At 56.9% G+C, this 17,443-nt stretch carries 16 protein-coding genes and 1 pseudogene; 12 read left to right on the plus strand and 5 right to left on the minus strand.

Annotated features, from left to right (window positions below; translation table 11 throughout):
- Positions 1 to 426 precede the first annotated feature (426 nt).
- The 3 genes from Q7U76_10995 to Q7U76_11005 all read left to right on the plus strand — a co-directional run bounded on the left by Q7U76_10995 (position 427) and on the right by Q7U76_11005 (position 2,999).
- On the plus strand, positions 427 to 1,992 hold the full coding sequence (locus tag Q7U76_10995; GenBank protein MDO8356905.1) for a DEAD/DEAH box helicase family protein: 1,566 nt from the start codon (positions 427 to 429) through the stop codon (positions 1,990 to 1,992).
- A gap of 302 nt (positions 1,993 to 2,294) precedes the next feature.
- Positions 2,295 to 2,609, plus strand: a complete 315-nt coding sequence (locus Q7U76_11000) for a hypothetical protein (protein MDO8356906.1) — start codon at positions 2,295 to 2,297, stop codon at positions 2,607 to 2,609.
- Positions 2,610 to 2,999, plus strand: coding sequence for a hypothetical protein (locus Q7U76_11005; GenBank protein ID MDO8356907.1), 390 nt, complete (start codon positions 2,610 to 2,612; stop codon positions 2,997 to 2,999).
- Positions 3,000 to 3,658: 659 nt separating this feature from the next.
- On the opposite strand, the gene Q7U76_11010 is transcribed toward Q7U76_11005, so the two are convergent.
- From Q7U76_11010 to Q7U76_11025, 4 genes and pseudogenes are all read right to left on the minus strand, one after another.
- Entirely contained in the window at positions 3,659 to 4,444 is a 786-nt protein-coding gene (locus tag Q7U76_11010; protein ID MDO8356908.1) for an alpha/beta hydrolase, read from the minus strand.
- A 136-nt stretch (positions 4,445 to 4,580) separates the two neighbouring features.
- The gene (locus tag Q7U76_11015; protein ID MDO8356909.1) at positions 4,581 to 6,206 is read right to left on the minus strand and encodes a peptide chain release factor 3; all 1,626 of its coding nucleotides are present in this window, start codon (positions 6,204 to 6,206) and stop codon (positions 4,581 to 4,583) included.
- Between the two features lie 421 nt (positions 6,207 to 6,627).
- Positions 6,628 to 8,007, minus strand: a complete 1,380-nt coding sequence (locus tag Q7U76_11020) for a hypothetical protein (GenBank protein MDO8356910.1) — start codon at positions 8,005 to 8,007, stop codon at positions 6,628 to 6,630.
- Positions 8,008 to 8,495: 488 nt separating this feature from the next.
- Positions 8,496 to 8,696 (minus strand): annotated as a pseudogene (locus Q7U76_11025) (type II toxin-antitoxin system RelE/ParE family toxin).
- Between the two features lie 593 nt (positions 8,697 to 9,289).
- On the opposite strand from Q7U76_11025, the gene Q7U76_11030 reads away from it, so the two are divergent.
- The 9 genes from Q7U76_11030 (at position 9,290) to Q7U76_11070 (ending at position 16,697) form a co-directional block, all read left to right on the plus strand.
- A complete protein-coding gene (locus Q7U76_11030) occupies positions 9,290 to 9,661 on the plus strand; it encodes a hypothetical protein (protein ID MDO8356911.1) in 372 nt (123 codons plus the stop codon).
- Positions 9,662 to 9,910: 249 nt separating this feature from the next.
- Positions 9,911 to 10,264 carry a hypothetical protein gene (locus Q7U76_11035; protein MDO8356912.1) on the plus strand — a complete coding sequence of 118 codons (354 nt, stop codon included), beginning with the start codon at positions 9,911 to 9,913 and terminating at the stop codon, positions 10,262 to 10,264.
- 53 nt (positions 10,265 to 10,317) lie between these two features.
- Entirely contained in the window at positions 10,318 to 11,604 is a 1,287-nt protein-coding gene (locus Q7U76_11040) for a hypothetical protein (protein MDO8356913.1), read from the plus strand.
- A gap of 9 nt (positions 11,605 to 11,613) precedes the next feature.
- Positions 11,614 to 12,312, plus strand: coding sequence for a hypothetical protein (locus Q7U76_11045; GenBank protein ID MDO8356914.1), 699 nt, complete (start codon positions 11,614 to 11,616; stop codon positions 12,310 to 12,312).
- 3 nt (positions 12,313 to 12,315) lie between these two features.
- A complete protein-coding gene (locus tag Q7U76_11050) occupies positions 12,316 to 12,687 on the plus strand; it encodes a hypothetical protein (GenBank protein ID MDO8356915.1) in 372 nt (123 codons plus the stop codon).
- Between the two features lie 9 nt (positions 12,688 to 12,696).
- Complete coding sequence (locus Q7U76_11055) at positions 12,697 to 13,977, plus strand: ABC transporter permease (GenBank protein ID MDO8356916.1); 1,281 nt, start codon at positions 12,697 to 12,699, stop codon at positions 13,975 to 13,977.
- 1 nt (position 13,978) lies between these two features.
- On the plus strand, positions 13,979 to 14,674 hold the full coding sequence (locus tag Q7U76_11060) for an ABC transporter ATP-binding protein (GenBank protein MDO8356917.1): 696 nt from the start codon (positions 13,979 to 13,981) through the stop codon (positions 14,672 to 14,674).
- 677 nt (positions 14,675 to 15,351) lie between these two features.
- Positions 15,352 to 15,918 carry a heme-binding beta-barrel domain-containing protein gene (locus tag Q7U76_11065; GenBank protein MDO8356918.1) on the plus strand — a complete coding sequence of 189 codons (567 nt, stop codon included), beginning with the start codon at positions 15,352 to 15,354 and terminating at the stop codon, positions 15,916 to 15,918.
- A 524-nt stretch (positions 15,919 to 16,442) separates the two neighbouring features.
- Positions 16,443 to 16,697 carry a hypothetical protein gene (locus Q7U76_11070; GenBank protein MDO8356919.1) on the plus strand — a complete coding sequence of 85 codons (255 nt, stop codon included), beginning with the start codon at positions 16,443 to 16,445 and terminating at the stop codon, positions 16,695 to 16,697.
- A 50-nt stretch (positions 16,698 to 16,747) separates the two neighbouring features.
- Here Q7U76_11070 and Q7U76_11075 read toward each other — a convergent pair whose 3' ends face one another.
- Entirely contained in the window at positions 16,748 to 17,155 is a 408-nt protein-coding gene (locus Q7U76_11075) for a response regulator (GenBank protein MDO8356920.1), read from the minus strand.
- Positions 17,156 to 17,443: the final 288 nt, after the last annotated feature.

Raw genomic sequence — 17,443 nt, forward strand, 5'->3', positions numbered from 1 at the left:
TGATGGTGGTCCATCCAGTCGGGGAAGCGGTCTGCCGTAAATGGTGAGTGCCGTTGTGTGTTCAAGCGAGCAGTTGAAACCAAGCCAGAGTCGCGGCTATCGGCGATGTGGGGCTGGTTCTCCATTTGGTATCGATCATGCTGAACGCGTGGCTGCCTATCACTGCTCCATCCTAAAGCAAGAGCGGCGTAAGGCAAGAAAGCGGTCACTTTCTGATGAGAGCGGAAGGCACAGATTGTCACTGATTACAATAGGATGTGATGAAGCAGACGAAACGGTTTGGCGAAGCATTCGGAGGGGTCGACCAGGCCCTCCCAATTATGAGACAACATCAGTCTATGACGAGTCGTTAGGTGCAGCTGAACCCGAGTTCCCACGTTGTCGTACCCCTGTCCGGACCGCAATGACCAGTAGAAAGAGGCTGTTGTGACCCTGTCTCCTTGGACGGCCAAACTGCGCGAGTGGCAAGCTCGCGCCGTATCCAGCGTCCTGACCCATACGCGCCCTGATTTTCTTGCGACGGCCACGCCCGCAGCGGGCAAAACCAGATTCGCCCTGCGCATTGCCCATCAGTACCTGGCGGATCGGGTGGCGACCCGTGTCTTGGTAATCTGTCCGACGAATCACTTGCGTACGCAATGGGCGACCGCCGCAGGCTTGGTGGGGATTCAACTGGATCCGGCGTTGACGAACGAGCAAGGGATCGAAGCGCGCGATTACCATGGCGCCGTCGTGACCTACCAGCAAGTCTGTCTGGCTCCCGGGGTGTTCCAGCGTGCCTGCCGGAATCGGCCCACGCTGCTCATCTTCGACGAGTTGCACCATGCAGGCGAGGGCAAAGATTGGGGCAACGCCCTGCGGGAATCGTTCGACGACGCAGTCTTTCGTCTAGCCTTATCCGGCACCCCGTTTCGTTCGGATAACAATCCGATTCCCTATGTACGGTACGAGCAGGGTGAGAGTCAGGCCGACTTCACCTATGGATATGCCGAGGCAATTCGCGAAAGCGTCTGCCGTCCGATTCTTTTTCCGAGTTACGAGGGGGAACTGACGTGGCTCTCCGAGGGGCGCGAACATCGAGCGACCTTTGAAGATGGACTCACGTTCGAGTTGCAGCGGGAACGGCTTAAGACTGCGCTGTTGCAAGACAGTTGGCTGGGCCCGGTGATTACGGATGCCCATGCCGAGTTACGCCGCCTTCGCAAGCAAGAACAGCCCGATGCCGGCGGCCTCATTGTCACGATGAATCAGGATCATGCCAGGCAGGTCGCAGAACTCGTGGGTCGAATTACAGGCAGCCGCGCCCATGTCGCGATATCGGACGACCCATCGGCCTCGAAGACGATCGAGGCCTTCTCGCAGCATAAGACCCAGCAATGGCTTGTGGCGGTGAATATGGTGAGCGAAGGCGTCGATATTCCGAGGCTCCGCGTCGGTGTCTACGCCACGAACGTGCTGACCGAAATGTATTTCCGTCAGGTCGTCGGACGCTTCGTCCGGATGCAGGAGGGGTTACCGAAGCCGCAGCGGGCCTGGCTCTACCTGCCGAAGGATGCGACGCTGGTCCACTATGCCAAACGGATCAAGGCAGAACGCGACCATGTCCTGGAAGAGATCATGCCCTCCGTGCAGCGCACACTTTTCGGGACAGCTGCCACATCGCTGAAAGAATACATCCCCCTCCATGGGATCGCCAGGATGGATACGTTGATCGGAGGGGATGAGGGAGAGCCGGCCCTTGACGGTAAAGGGTTCGTCGAGCCGCCGGTGGCGCTGCATGACAGAAAAAACGAACTGCGAGACCAGCATCGTTCCCTTGTCGGCTCGGTGTCTCGAAAGACCGGCGTCGATCATCGACAACTGAATGCGGAACTCATCAAGCGGACAGGCGGGCGGGTCGAACAAGCGACCGTCGCGCAACTGGCCCGCCGTATTGCGCTGCTGGAAAAGTGGCGGGATTCTGGTTTTGACGGAGGCCGAGCGCGAGTCTAACCTGTCTCGATAGATATGCGCAGGCTGCAGGCCTTTCCGCGTGAAGCACAAGCGATACGAGACAGGCGCGACGTGGACAGATTGGACTTCTGTCTCGTCGCGCCCTCCCGCCAATCTCGCTCGGCTATCCCGCTAATAAGCCATTCTTGGCTTCAATGTCAGTCAAGTCTTACCTAAGAACCAGGTCGCCTGGAGTCACCGGGCGTGTCGGAGTTGAAGTGCCCGCATAGTATAGGGTGAAGGTCACCGGTACAGTGCGTGGGGTAGCCCCAGGGGCAGTGACGGTAACTGTGGTGCTGTAGGTGCCGGCGCTGAGTGTGCCGTTGGTTACACTCAGCGTCACAACGCCGTTTCCGGTCCCCGAGGCCGGGCTCAGCGTCAACCAGGGGGCATTGTCACTGGCGGTCCACGTGAGCATGTTGCTCCCTGTATTGCTGATGCTCAAGGTTTGGGGCACGGGGTTGGCCCAACCAATTGTTGCAGCGAAAGAGAGGCTCGCTGGACTCGCTCCGAGGGCCGATGCCGCGGGCGGTGCCCCGGCGGCTGCGAGAGTGAAGGTTACCGGCACGGTGCGCGAAGTAGCCCCGGGGGCAGTAATGGTGACTGTGGTGCTGTAGGTGCCGGCGCTCAATGTGCCGTTGGTTACACTCAGCGTCACAACGCCGTTTCCGGTCCCCGAGGCCGGGCTCAGCGTCAGCCAAGAGGCATTGTCACTGGCGGTCCACGTGAGCGTGCCACTTCCAGTATTGCTAATGCTCAAGGTTTGGGGCACGGGGTTGGCCCAGCCAATTATTGCAGTGAAGGAGAGGCTTGTCGCACTCGCCCCAATGGCAGGTGGGGTGACCGGTGGTGGGGTGACCGGTGGCGGCGTGACCGGTGGTGGGGTGACCGGCGGCGGGGTGACCGGTGGTGGGGTGACCGGTGGCGGAGTGACCGGCGGCGGCGCTCCAGCTGGTGTGAAGATCGCGAGGCTACTCTCGGTCGACTCATTATTGGAAAAGTCATAGGCCGTAATGAAGTAGTACTGAGTGAGCGCCGGAGTTCCGATATTGAAACTCGTTGCCGTTCCCAAGATGACGAGAAGAGATGCGTTGCTAGATGTGCGCGTGCAAGGCTGCTGACTGCATTGATAAATACGATATCCCGCCAAATCTGGTTCGTGATTGGCATTCCACGTCAACGTGGCACTCCACGCAGGAGTCGACCACAGTAGTAGTATGCCAGTGATGGCTCTTCTCCAGTTCATACAGGCACTCCTATTGTGTGTTCCTCGGCAACAGGCATATCTTTCCCGGAGAAGGTTTCTTCTCTCGTTTTCAGACGATGTCGGTTTGCTCAACGGACTCGGCTACCCGAGAAGAAATCGCTGAGGGGACTGTTCACCTCTTCACCGTGGTAACTACGCAAGGTATGTGCCGCTGTGAGAAGGAGGATGGTTGGAAGAAAAATACCAGCAATATCATCGGATACGAGAATGGGTGTGCCGATGCGCTGCCGATAGACTGTAGGGCGTGGCAGAGGATTGCCGCGCCAATCCTAGTGATTCTGGGAGGATAGAGGCTGAAGTTGTTTGCCTACAGATAGAACAGTGAAGAAAGAGGCGGAGAGCGGTGACTCAGTCAGTGACTCATTCCCAATGCAGAGATCGCGTCATAGGCACGATGCCTTACTTCTTGAGAGCGTGAAGGAATCCTCCCAGGACTCTCCGGAAACCCTCAGGGTCTTCGGCCATCATGAAGTGGCCCGTTTCGAATATCGCCAGGCGCGATCCAGCAATCTGCGCCTGAATATCTGCTGCGATGGACGGCGTGGCCACGCCGTCTTTAGCGCCGACCATGATGAGAGTCGGCGCGGTAATCGAAGAGAGCTGCCCGTGTTTGTTGAAGAGGGACATGGAGGTCAGGGCTTCACGAAGGACTGAGGCATTCCAGGTGGGAATGCGGTCGAGCAGTGGCTGATAAAGCTGTGGATTTGTCCCGGCGGGAAAACTTTCCAGTAAAATTTTCTTGGATACCTCGGCGTTCGTGCGTGGGTTGCCGATCGACGGCAGGTTCTGATCGAGAATCATGGCGCCATCGGTGGTCGAGACCAGCACGAGGGCTTTCACGCGATCGGGATGTTCCAGGGCCAGTTGCTGGAGGATCATGCCGCCCATCGACACACCGACCCAGACGGGCTTCTCGATCTTCAACCGATCCGCCAGTGCGATCAGGTCCTTCACGAATTGCGAAATGTTGGAGCCGGTGGGGGTCTTCTCCGAATCGCCATAGCCCCGGAGATCGACTGCGATGCCGCGATAGGCAGGGGAATAGGCGGCCAGATATTTCGGGAAGATGTTGCTGGTGGTGACCACGCCATGGACGTAGATTACCGGGTCTCCTGTCCCTGCTTCGAGGATGCTCAACGTCACGCCATCCAGCGAGACAGTGCGACGGGTTGGTTGAGCGGTCATCTGAGCTGATGCAGGATGGCCGGTCATCGCTTGGCCGGATGGGGGAGCAGTCGAGGTTTCAGCGCAGCCGGCGAAAAGTATAAGTGCGCCCAACAGGAAAAGCGTAAATCTTCTCACTGCATCCTCCATGGGCCTGTTAGGCGTCTGGCTTGCCAACTTCTTCCCGCAGTTGAAACTTAAGGGAGGCATATTCTTTCATACAGTAGGCGAGCAACCGTTCTGAGCCGAAGAGCATCACCATCCTCCCGTCCTTGTCCACAAGCCGTCTCGTGTCCTGCGGCCAGTAGATGCGGGCAATCACGTCTGGATCGCCAGTCACCCAGCGGGCCAGGACGAAGGGCATGCGTTCGACAGTCGTCTTGACCCCATATTCGCTGTCGAGGCGCGAGGCGACCACATCGAACTGGAGTTCTCCGACTGCGGCCAGGACCGGCTCGCGCCGCACATGGTCCGGGGAATAGAACACCTGCATGACCCCTTCCTCTTCCAGCTGCTGGAGTCCCTTCTGGAATTGCTTCTGCTTCGTGAGGTCCTGGCTGCGGAGCACGCCGAAACATTCCGGGGGAAAGAGCGGAATCGCATCGAAAGAGCGGGGATTGCCGGAACAGAGGGTGTCGCCGATGGCAAAGAGGCCGGGGTTCACGAATCCTACGACATCGCCCGGGTAAGCCTCCTCGATCGTTTCCCGGTCCCGCCCGAAGAGCCGGTGCGGTCGCGTCATCCGGATCTTCCGGTCCAACCGCGCATGGTGAACCATCATATCCTTCTCAAATCGGCCAGACACGATACGGAGAAACGCCATTCTGTCGCGATGTTGCGGGTCCATGTTCGCCTGAATCTTGAAGACGAAGCCGGAGAACTTTTCGTCCGTCGGCTGCACCAGTCCCTCCGAACTCATGCGAGGGCCTGGCGGAGGCGCAAGCTGAAGGAAGCCGTTCAGAAAGGGTTCGACGCCGAAGTTGGTGAGGGCACTTCCGAAGAAAACCGGCGTGAGCTGGCCTGCGAGAAAACGGTCGCGGTCGAATTTCGTGCCGGCGCCGCTCAGGAGGGCGATCTCTTCCTGGAGCGGGCCATAGGCTTCTCCAAGCGTCTCGGCCAGGCTCGGGTGGGGGAAGGTCTCCACTCGCATCGGCGCCCGTTTCTGGTTATGGAGCGTCCGTTGAAAGAAGAGCACTTGGGGGTCTTGAAGGTCGTAGAGCCCTAGAAACCCGGAGCCTTCCCCGATGGGCCAATTGAAGGGCACTGCCGTCATGTTCAGGGTCTGTTCGATCTCTTCGAGTAGTTCGAAGGGATGGCGCCCCGGCAGGTCCATCTTATTGATGAAGGTCATGATCGGGATATTGCGTTTGCGGCAGACGGCGAAGAGTTTCTTGGTCTGGGGCTCGATGCCCTTGGCACAGTCCAGCACCATGACGGCGCTGTCCACGGCCATGAGGGTGCGGTAGGTGTCTTCGCTGAAGTCCTGGTGGCCAGGCGTGTCGAGCAGGTTGACCCGCACACCCTGATAGTCGAACTGCAGCGCGGTGGAGGTGATAGAGATGCCGCGCGCCTGTTCCAGCTCCATCCAGTCCGACTTCGACGCTCGCTGATTGGACCGTGCATGGACGGCCCCGGCGAGGTGGACGGCTCCAGCATAGAGGAGGAGCTTTTCAGTCAGAGTGGTTTTTCCTGCGTCCGGGTGCGAAATGATGGCAAAGGTGCGTCGCCGGGAGACTTCTCGCGCCAGTTCATCGGACGACGACTTTTCGATCGGCAAAGACATGGACGGTCCTTCTCTTAGGCTAGGCATCAGATGGAGATATGTTTCATGTACCTGCTCAGGTAGATAGGCTGAAGGCTTTTAGCCTGAAAGTTTTGATGCGAGATAATTTATCGCCTTCAGCCTGAACACCTGAGTAATTAATGTTTTAGCATCTGGCAGAGCAGAAAACTACGGGGGAGGGTAGCCTGTTGGTCTCCTGTGCTCGCGCAACGCGCGGCCTCGGAAGGCCCTCGTTGGACGCGCGCAGTGGGAGCCCAAGCAGGCCACCCTCTGAAGAGGCGAATGGGGAGGCTGGGAAGACCAGAAGAGAGCGGCCGGACCATCCTTCTTGCTCGCTGAACGCGCACAATCGGAATGTGCTCGTTCAATGCGCGCATCGGAAGGGTGTCGAGGCTAAGGGTGTCCTTTAGAAGGTGGAGAATTACAGTAGTGGATCGGCTAGTTTGAGGCTGTAGTCCCGCGAATACAAGCCTGAATAGGGCACCTTTCTCTCAATTGCATAGATGAAGTTCATGCAGGTGTAAAAGGCATCGTCTGCCTCTTGATGTCCAATTGCTTTCTTGCGGTGAAGAAGAAGATTGCGGTGAAGAAGAAGATTGCGCTGATTGAGAACCTTTTCCACATGGTCAGAGAGCCTAATCCAGTAGTCGCTTTCGTTTCGGCCTCGATGAGCAGCGACAGTTTTGTCGAGATAATCCTTGAGCGTATCTCCCATCGCTAATTTGAAATAGGTTTTCCGCTTGGTCTGGCCAGTGATCTTATCACTTTGGTTTTTCAATCGTTTATATTCTGATGTGCTTTTCGGCAGCTTATCGAGCAGGATGCCTTCGATTATATTTGACATGATTGTTCCAGCCCACACCAAGCATTCACGATACTGACCGTACAGGTGAGCAGTCTTGAGCAATGAGACGGCTACGGGAAGAAATGGGGGGGATTGCGATAATAGAAGGGATGAAAAAAGAAGCTTCCGGGAGGTATCTTCTTGAACATCCCGTTTCTCCATCCCACGCAACTGCATTTCACTCTCGTACGGATTTCCCGTGAGGAAAACAGTTTTCGGGCCGTCTGTTAAGACGACGACCATGGCGGCGCTAATGGCATCGGCAAAACCTATTGGCCGAGCAGCAGGATCATCGAATGCCAGGCGATATGCCTCGATGACATGGTTTACGACACGAATCGATAACCTAAGACATTCAGATTGAATAACGCGAGCGGTGAAGACATCGAAACCCTCATCTTTCTCTCTTAGAAATGATTGAACGGTGCGTTGTAGAAACTCTTCCCTGCCAGAAAGTGTAAGCTTAACTATCGTTTGTCTCAGCGGAGCAGCATGGCCTCCAAATTCGAAATGAAATGGAATGGTGGAGGTAGTGATTCGCTCAAGGTTTACCGGCAGTTCCTTCCCATCAACGCGACAGGGAAATGTGGATTTGTCTTCATGCAGCCGAGAAAATACTACCGGGGTTATGAGATACACATCAATGTGGTCAATGTCATTGAGTTGGAGGTGATGAAAACGGTTCATGATTTCCCATCGTTTCCGTTCCTCTGCCTCCGCTGTCAGATCCCACTCCTCCTTAGGTTTTCTTTGGACCCTTCCTCTGACCACCGGCATTCCCTCTGTTTGGTCCGGGTCTAAACAGAAGACATAATTCTTGAGAGCCCCTTCTTGATTGAATTCACCAGCGTCGCCCACTCTTAACCCAGGTTCAAGGTTTTGCAGAAGGGATTCCGATGGCCCTGATGATGCAGACTTAATCTCTCCTGTTTTAGTTACGAAGGTGACGAATCTCATGGATCGGCTCCTTATTTCCCAGTCCCAATGCTACGACTTATTGGGACGAATAAGTCTTTCGAGACAGCTGTCTATTGAGTGCGGCCTCCGTAGCAACCCAGCAAGTAATAATACTCCCTCTTTCCCCTTTCTCCCGCAAGCGTCCAAAGTGTCTGAAAGAGATAAAGGGGGCGAGATGAGCTGGCGGAAGATGTCGCAACCGTTTTCAGAAATCCCCGCGAGTTGAGCCTGCCGGACGCTGACTACTGGACTTTCCTTTCACTTATCACGGATTACTTTCCTTCAAGGGGTGGCGGTCATCGAGACTGCTCCGCGTAGGGCTTGTCAGCTCTTTCCCCGTTTCCTCTAGGGCGGCCTGATTTACTCCCTGACTGCGCGCGTTCAACGAGGGGAGTCTTCGACCGCGCGTTGCGCGAGCAAGGGGAGTAATCAGGCTGCCCCTCTCCGCTCCGAGACATACGCCATCAGCTTTTTTCTTCTTGTGACTGCTAGTTGTAGGTCTGTTCGTTTCGCTTGGCGAGTTTGAGGAAGACGACTTTTTTGCGCTGGTCGTCGATATCGTAGAGTACTCGGTAGGGGCCGACTCGCAGCCGATACTCGGCGGTGAAGCGTGACACGATGAGTTCTCCCGTGAGCTTCTTGGTCCGCTTGCCCTGAGGTCGGGGATTGGTTTTGAGGGATCTGATGGCGGCAAATAGAAGCCCATTTTCTTGAAGAGCCTCTTCGCAGGGACTTCTTTCCCTCGCGCATACTCGGTCCGTGCTCGTTCGATTTCTGCAAGCAGCTTCTTGTCTTTCAACTCATTGAGGGTGTCGACCAAGTTCAGCATGTCCTCGTAGGGGACAAGGAACGACACAGGTTTGCCATGGGAGAGGACCACCGTGGGGGATTTCGAGCGGATCAGTTTCGATAATTGCGCTTGGGCATCACGTACGTTGATCGGCTTTGCTTTTCGCACCAGGTTTGTCGCGCTCATGCAGGCCTCCAATTGTATGGTACTTTTAGAGATTGGCAGATTCCATCATGTCCGGCAAGGTTGACGTTGCGTGCGGGTACAGGGCGTGGCCGTGCCCTTGCTTGGGTTTTCTCATGAGTTGAGTCTGCCGGAAGCGTGAAGGAGACAGGCTTGTAAGCGGCCTGTCCCTTTCTGTTTTGATGGTTGCTGGCGACTTCTTTGAGGGGTGGCAGAGCCCTGAGCGCAATCAGCTTCTCCGGTAAGGAAAACTTTTGGCGTACGAGAGCTGCCGTTGACGGGCGAGGTCAAGAGGAATAGACTCGGGCCATGAACGCGCCTTCCCATCCCTTCCGGTCTGTGCTCGCCGTTTCGCTTGTCGTGCTCTTTTTCGCGTTGAGCTTTAATGCCTATGCCTGCCTTCTGCCTGTGAATGGCGTCATGGCTACTGCCATGGGCAAGGACTGTTCGACTCCAGAGGAGCTACCGGTCTATCAGTTCTGCGATGCGTTTAAGACGCTCGGCGTGCAGTCGGTCGATAAGCTCCACTTCGAGAGTGACTCTCACGCGCTCTGCCCGGAAGACACCGCCTCATTAGCCCTTCGTGCCGCCATCATCTCGCACAGCAGCCGTTTGTTTGATCATCCTCCGGATAGTCCTTCACAGGATCTCCTGCTCAAGATTTCCGTGCTTCGTATCTGATCTTCTCCGCCCATTTCTCACAATCGCTCCATCGCTAGCGCTGTGTTGCGTGATGCCAGGTTTCGGCGTCCGATCTACTGTCTCATTCATTGGGATGTGTACGACCGGCGCACAGACACGGCATCAATCGTGACAGACATGCGAGGGCAGTCATTTCTCTGGAACGAAATAGATGAGGTTCGTGCTGTAAATCCATAACCGGCAGCCGGCGCACGGATACGGTGCGCCATATCAAGAGGAGGTGCAATCATGACGAAGAATGGGAATGTATTGAGAGGTATTGCCGCGGTTCTGCTGATGGTGGGAATCGTGGCCTGCGCGGTGATGGCCAGTCCGCCTCAAGACCTTGTGGCCAAGAACGACCACGCAGGGCTGGAAGCCTGGTACGTGAAGGAGACCGCCCATCTCCGACAACGCTCAAAGGACATGTTGGTCATGGCGGAGGAGTATCAGAAGAATCCTGAAGCGGGCTCGTACGGGGTAATGTCCCGCAAGGTCGATATGGTCCAGCATTGCCAGAGCCTCGCGGCCATCTATACCAAGGCCGCTGATGAGGCCGAGGTGATCGCACGCGCGCATCGAGACATGAAGGGCCATTCGTAAAGAAGTATTTACGAAGCCGTGAGCCTTTGGCGGTCATAGGCGGGAAAGAAGTTGTGGCGCGTCCAGCAATCCAGAAGCAATTCTTTGACGCAGCGGTGGCGTTCATCGTGATCGCCATGGTTACACCAACGATGCTTGCGGCAGCAGACAGGCCAGCGGCACCCTTCGATTATTCGAAGGGTGCCGCTCAGTCTCAATCGGCAGCAGGCGCCGAGGCAGACCCGTTCGCGGACCTTGCCGAACCCCCGATGTCGCAGGCAACTCCCGAACAGGCCTCGCGCTCGTGGCGGCAGACATTGTTTACCGAGAATTTCGGCTTCAGAAAGGAAATCATGTCGCAGTTCGACATGAACGAGCGAGGCAAAACCGCCAGTCGCCAGTCCGTTGGTTTCGAGGCGCTCAAGAAGTTCTCGACGGCGACTGCGACCCTGGCCAGCTTCGATTTCCAGGGGCGGCTGGTCCGTCGAGATGGGTTCAATCCAGTGCAAAACGATATGGAGGGCCAGGGTCGGCCCGGTTGGACGTTCGAGTATCACAACGCCTATCTGGACCTGTACAACGTTCTCAATCCTCTGTTGAGCGATGAACAGCGCAGCAACACGGTCGGGCATTTCAATCTTCGCGCAGGCCGGTTCTATGTTCCGTTCGGACTCAACCTCCAGACTGACACCCATGGCACGGTGCTCCAGCTGTCCAACGACCGCAATTTCGGGTTCGAGCGGGACTGGTACACCGGCTTCTGGGGAGCGATCAACTCACATCTCAACTATGACGTCTACTATTTGGCCGGCTCCGGGTACGATCTCAAATTCAAAGGCCAGAGCGGACTCGGCGCGATCAGGCTCAGCCTGGCTAACAAGTACAGTTACGAATACGGCTTGGAAGGCGGGCTGTCGATTCTGGGAGGGGAACGGCTGTCTCCTGATGCCGTCAAGCGCAGCCAAACTTTTGCCTCGGACGCAGGGGGTGCGAATCGCGTTGAAACCAAGCGGGTCGGCCTCGATGGCCGATATCGACAGGCGGTCCCGACGGGTCTGCTCACCGTCACTTCTGAGCTCAGCGGAGGCCGTGATCTGTCCAGCCATGTGTTCACGCAGCTCTATCAAGCCGAATATCTTCGCGCCTCGCGCCAGTGGGGCGTCTCCGCGCAATATCGACGATTCCAGCAAGAGGGGCTCGGCGCCGATGCGTCCATCATCGGCGAAGTCTCGTGGTACTTCCGGAACGACATTGGTAACTCCAACTTGCATTGGATCAAACTCAATATCGAGCGCCAATTGGAACAGATGCAAGGGCCACAGAGCACCATTGCCACAGTGCAATATTATTTTTATCAATAGGAGGCGCGGATGAAGAGCGTCGTCATGTTCATGATGTTCGCGGTTCTCGCGATGCCGCAACAGACATTTGCTGCGATCGGGTGCACGCTGAGCAATCCGGCGGAAGATCTGAAGTATCTCTATCCAGAGATGACGACCTATAAAGAGGATCTCAATGAGTTTCCATTGCTCAAGGATGGCACCGAGCTGTTCCGTGCTCTGCGGGAGCGTCTCGGCAGCGACTTAGATCCAATCTATGAGACCTACGAAACTCCCTATACCGTGTACAGCGTTTTCAAGGGCCAGCAGAAGATCGGGGTCGTCCATGGCGTCAACGTGCCAGGCAAGGGCGGCGTGATCCAGGTGTTCCTGTCGATGAATCCGCAGACCGGCGCGATCAGGAGATTCTTCTTCCAGCGGCTGGAAAGCCCGGCGGCGCGCCAGCTGAGGAGTAAGGAGTTCCTCGGTCAATTCGAGGGCCTGACGCTGGGGGACTTCTACAAGCACGATTACTATGACACCGTCGATCCGGGCGCAAAGGCCGACAACGTCGCGGCCATTACGCCGCCGGTATTCGATCCAAGCGGCCGGCCTGATTACGAGGCGTCGCTCCGCGGCATCCGCAAGAATTTAATCCTGGTCGACTTCTTCGTCTACGGAAAGAAGTTCGAGCCATATTTTGAGCGAGCCAAGCAGGCAGCCGAGAAGGCGAAGGCTCGAAAGGAGTAGGGGATGAGAACGATACTGGTCCTATGCGCCGTCTCTCTTGTCGTCGGGGCGGTGCTCATCTGGTACATGGTGAGCCTGCCCAACGAGTACGGTGCATTCACGGGGATGCCGAAGGCCGAGGTCGCCGATCTCATCGAACGGCCGAAGGATTTTCTGCATACAACCGTGGCCATTGAGGGAACGGTCCGGAAACAATGCACCACCATGGGCTGCTATTTCTTTTTTCTCTCAGGCGAGAAGGTGTTACGGGTCGATTTGGAGCAGATCACGATGGTGGCGCCGAGAAGGAATGGGCATGTTGCCCGCGTGGAAGGGCAGATTGTGCCCTATGGTGACGGCTATCAGTTTGTCGCCAGCGCGGTCGAATTTAAGTGAGGAGGAGCGATGGAGGATACAACACAAGATCCGTTTGTGCTTCGGCGCTATGTCGTGCTGGCCACGAAGAACCTGCGCAGGCGTCCGATGCGCACGGGGCTCACCGTCGCCGGCGTCGCGCTGGCGGTGACGGTGGCCGTGTCGCTCGGAGGCTTTATGCTGGGCTACCGAGGGGCCATCGACAAGAGCATCAATATGCTGGGCTACCAGGTCATGATCATGGCCAAAGGCTGTCCCTACGAGGCCGCGACCATGATGCTCAAAGGAGGGACAGGATTGCTCTACCTGCCGGGCGACACCTACCAACAGGTCAAGAGCGATCCGGACATCGAAAGCATCACGCCGATTTTCGTTGGGGTGGCGGAGAAACAGGCCAGCAGCATCCGTGACGAAGGTGCCGCCAGTAATTTCACGATCATCAGCGGCATTGATGTGCCGAGTTTCCTGGTCATGAAGCCCTGGCTCGGGTTCAAGAAGGGGCCGGGGTACGCCAATGGCCGATGGTTTACTCCTGGGAGCAAAGACGAGGTGGTCCTGGGCTTCGAAGCTGCCGAGTACGAGCAGCGCAAGGTCGGCGACAGCTTCTATGCCTCGATCACGCCGGCGGGCAAGCCCAATCCCGTCATGTATCAATTCACGGTCGTGGGCGTGCTGGAGCGGACCGGAACGCAGGACGACGGGACGGTCTTTCTGCCGATCGATGCGACGCGTGAATATTTCAACCGGCCAAACCAGTTGACGATCCTCGGCATCAAACTTAAGAAATTCAGTTCGTTCAAAATGCGCGAGTTCGAGATGCGCTGGCTCAAGCTGCCGGAGGTCCAGGTGGTCGGGTTGCAGCAGGTCAAGAATACGCTGGTCAACCTCGTCGCCACGGCCCAGACCATGATTGCAGCCGTGGCCGCCATCGCCGTCATCGTCGCCCTCATCGGTGTCATCAACACAATTCTCATGAGTGTGTATGAGCGTACGGCGGAAATCGGCATCATGAAAGCGCTCGGCGCGAGGCGAGGCAGCATCTTCCAGCTCATCTGGCTGGAAACCCTGATGGTGTGTTTTGTCGGGGCGCTGGCCGGTTCGGCGCTGGCGGTCATCGGCGCGGGTCTTGTCGAAAAGGCGATCAAAGGGCTGGCCGATCTGGGCCTGTCGGGGTCGATCGTGCAAATTACTCCGGCCCTCGTTGGATACACCGTCCTCGTTGCCGTGGTGCTGGGATTCTTCGCCGGGCTCTATCCTGCCTGGCGTGCATCGTCGATGCGGCCCGTCGAAGCGATCGGGAAGGGCGGGTGATATGCATGACACCATCATCGAAGCCCATGGGCTCAAACGGTATTACTATCGCGGCAGCGAGACGGTCAAGGCGCTGGACGGCGTGGACCTGTCGATCCGGACCGGCGAGATCGTTTCGATCCTCGGTCCATCTGGCTCGGGCAAGACGACGCTCATCAACCTGCTCTCCTGCCTCGATGCGCCGACAGAAGGGACGCTCATGGTGGCAGGCAAGTCGGTCGCCGGACTCTCCGAGGACGAGCTGGTCGAGGTCAGACGCGGCCTGCTGGGGTTCGTGTTCCAACAGTTCTCCTTGTTGCCGACGCTGACGGTTTCGGAGAACGTCGAGCTCCCGCTGATGTTTCTGGGGCGTCGAACCGATGCCGGGAGGATCGCGGAGGTGCTGAGGATGGTCGGCCTGAGCGATCGGGCCACCCATTTGCCGCGAGAGCTTTCAGGAGGGCAGATGCAACGGGTGGCGATCGCGCGAGCCTTGATCGTGAATCCAAAGATTCTGGTCGCGGACGAGCCCACCGGGAACCTCGACAAGGCGACGGGAGAGTCCATCATCACGTTGTTCAAACATCTGGCAGCCGACAAAGGGCTGGCGATCCTCATCACGACGCACAACCCAGTGTTCGGCTATGAGACGGACCGTGCCATTACGCTGGAAGATGGCAGGATCGTCAAGGAAGAGGATCTGCGAAAGGGGAGATGATGGCCCGGCCTCGCCGATTCGAATCCGGAGCACGCAAATAGCCGTTCCATTCTCACATCTCGCACCACCGCCGAAAAACCAAAGGGGACGAGAGTTTTTCTTTATCATCTGTTGCGTGGGCCAGTGAGTGGGGCCGTAACCGTTTCCTGAAATCCCCGCGAATTGATTCTACCAGGAAGCTGACTGCTCCATTCTTCTCCAACTTCACTTCGATCACCGTCGGGATGCGCCGTTATGTCGTAGGAGACGAAGCTTGCCGAAGCGTTAAGCTGACGGGCTTGTAGTCTCTTCTACTTTTCCTCTAGGGTGGCCTGGTTCACTCCCTGACTGTGCGCGTCCAATGAGATCTGGTTCATCTGGTCTATGTTGTCTTTCTGGTTTGTCTGATTGGTTGGACTGGAAATTCATCCAGAAGAACCAGACAGACAAGCCCGTGCGCGTTGCGCGAGCAAGGGGAGCAATCAGGTCGCCCCTCTCCTTCTTCACTCCGAGCCATACGCTATCGGCCATCAGCTATCAGCCATATGCTCTTTTCTTCAGACGGGAGGTGCTGGAGCGAAGGGCTCTGCCACCATGATTAGGCCACGCGAGCGGGTTGTTTTTCCTGCCATGTTATGTGAAAAATCACTTCTCACTTTCGTAAGTCTGACTCTTCAAGAGCATGATGGGAGGAGAGCATGGATCACAGTTTGATCGCACATCTTGGGCCGCTTGCGGCGTTGGCTGGAGTGTGGGAGGGACAGAAGGGGGAGGATGTGGCGCCTTCGGACGATCGCGGGACTGAGCGCAATCAGTTTCGTGAGCGGATGACCTTCGAGCCCATGGGCCCGGTCCGCAATCACGAACAAACCCTCTATGGGTTGCGCTATGCCACGACTGTGTGGCGTCTCGGGGAGACGGACCCCTTTCACGAGGAACTGGGCTACTGGCTGTGGGATGCCCAGGCCAAGCAAGTGCTCCGCTGTTTCATTGTGCCCCGCGGGGTCACGGTGATTGCCGGCGGGACGGTCGAACCGTCGGCCACGTCCTTCTCCCTTGCGGCGGATGTGTCGTCGCACACCTACGGCATTTGCTCAAATCAATTTCTAGACAAAGCATTCAAGACGGTGCGGTATGAATTGACTATCACGGTGCTGGATGCCGACCAGTTTCGTTATGAGGAGGATACACAACTCCAGATTCCCGGCCAAGCAGAGCTATTCCATCACACGGATAAGAATACCCTCTCGCGCGTCAAGTCGTGAGCCGATCGCAGAAAAACGGAGCGGGCGGGAGTCTTTGTTTTACGTGCGCCCCTGCCACAGGGGCACACTACTTCACGGAATTCCCGTGAGTTGAGCCTGCCGGAGGTTGACCGTTCTATTCTGCTCCTACCCTACATCGATTACTTCCCAGGATGCGGAGCAAGCCCACAACAGAAGAAGGCCGTCGCTCGTATCGCGCGAAGCGCACCGCATTTCCGGATAGGAGCTGGTGGCTGAACGCTGAGTGCTGATAGCTATAGTCGTGAGCGACGGACGAAATTCGAAGAACCGCTCCGCGAGGCACTGAAGTGAAGGGTCCTGCTACCCCTCATATTTTCCGTGAGTGCGTCTGATTCTCCTCTGTGCCTGTACTCATTGCCCTTCGAAGATACAACTCGCATTGGTTCGCAGCCCCAGGGTTACTCCATTACATCATTGTTTGTGCATCCACGTATTGGCATCGGCCTTGCTCATAGTCCGTATGTGGGTGAGTCCATACATATTGGCATTGAGGCAGTGATGCGATGAACATTCTTTGTGCATGGTGCGAAGAAGAAGGGAAGCAGGCACTGATCGGTGTGACCGAATCCGATCCCTCTACGATGGCCACACATGGCATTTGTCGTCAGCATGAAGTGGCACTCTTGACGCAGATTGCCACTCTCGCTCGCAAAATGAAACGGAAGGATCGTGCGCCTGTCTTGTATGGAGGGGCGCGTGGGGGAGGAGCCGTTCCCACAGCAGTCCATTCCCGCAAGTTGAACCTACCGGAACGCTGACCGCTATCTTCTTGTTCCTTCACGCACCGATTGTCACCAGGCTGCGTCGATCACGGAGTATCTTGAGACTCAGGTTCTTGTTGCAGCGGGCCCTCCTGTAACTGCTGCTGCACGGCTTCTAGTAATTCCGCCAGCTCGAGGGGTTTCTTCATCGTGCGATGCGCACCCAGGAGTTTGGCCACTTCGAGGAGGTTGGGCTCCCCCGCGCCGCCAGTCAGAGCGATAATCTTGGCGTGCGGCGATTCACGCCGCAACGTCATCGTGACTTCCAAGCCGTCACTGTCCGGCATGAGCAGGTCCGTGATCACGAGCGCGACGGGAGTTTCTCTGAACCGCCGGAGTCCTTCTCGCCCATTGGCCGCATCGATAACGAAGTACCCGGCTTCTTCCAGTACCCGGCGAAGGAGGGCACGGATCTGGTCGTTGTCGTCAATGAGGAGGATGGAGCGAGGATGCACGATGATGCCTTCCCGTCCGTAGCCAGAACCACGTCATGACCGTTCCGAGGGGATACGATATTGATGCGATCACGAAAGCGTTGCACATCGTCGATCATGCGAATCTGTGCTACGAGCTTCCCTCTGACTACAGCGCAGCCTATCACGGGGAGACCTTGGGGAAACCTGAGCATTCAGCCGGAGCCATACTAGGCTATGTGAGGCATTACGTAGGACTTGCACTGTCAGTTGAGTCTTTCGCTGGAAGGTGACTAGAAGGCAAGGGGGGAAGATGTCTGAACCATACCG

It is taken from the genome of Nitrospirota bacterium (assembly GCA_030645475.1).
Taxonomy (GTDB): Bacteria; Nitrospirota; Nitrospiria; order Nitrospirales; family Nitrospiraceae; genus Palsa-1315.

Bases quoted from the DNA above. Each gene is read 5' to 3' on its own strand.
- Q7U76_11010 (MDO8356908.1), bottom strand. From the start codon at position 4,444: ATGACCGCTCAACCAACCCGTCGCACTGTCTCGCTGGATGGCGTGACG.
- Q7U76_11015 (MDO8356909.1), bottom strand. From the start codon at position 6,206: ATGTCTTTGCCGATCGAAAAGTCGTCGTCCGATGAACTGGCGCGAGAA.
- Q7U76_11020 (MDO8356910.1), bottom strand. From the start codon at position 8,007: ATGAGATTCGTCACCTTCGTAACTAAAACAGGAGAGATTAAGTCTGCA.
- Q7U76_11030 (MDO8356911.1), top strand. From the start codon at position 9,290: ATGAACGCGCCTTCCCATCCCTTCCGGTCTGTGCTCGCCGTTTCGCTT.
- Q7U76_11035 (MDO8356912.1), top strand. From the start codon at position 9,911: ATGACGAAGAATGGGAATGTATTGAGAGGTATTGCCGCGGTTCTGCTG.
- Q7U76_11045 (MDO8356914.1), top strand. From the start codon at position 11,614: ATGAAGAGCGTCGTCATGTTCATGATGTTCGCGGTTCTCGCGATGCCG.
- Q7U76_11050 (MDO8356915.1), top strand. From the start codon at position 12,316: ATGAGAACGATACTGGTCCTATGCGCCGTCTCTCTTGTCGTCGGGGCG.
- Q7U76_11055 (MDO8356916.1), top strand. From the start codon at position 12,697: ATGGAGGATACAACACAAGATCCGTTTGTGCTTCGGCGCTATGTCGTG.
- Q7U76_11060 (MDO8356917.1), top strand. From the start codon at position 13,979: ATGCATGACACCATCATCGAAGCCCATGGGCTCAAACGGTATTACTAT.
- Q7U76_11065 (MDO8356918.1), top strand. From the start codon at position 15,352: ATGGATCACAGTTTGATCGCACATCTTGGGCCGCTTGCGGCGTTGGCT.
- Q7U76_11070 (MDO8356919.1), top strand. From the start codon at position 16,443: ATGAACATTCTTTGTGCATGGTGCGAAGAAGAAGGGAAGCAGGCACTG.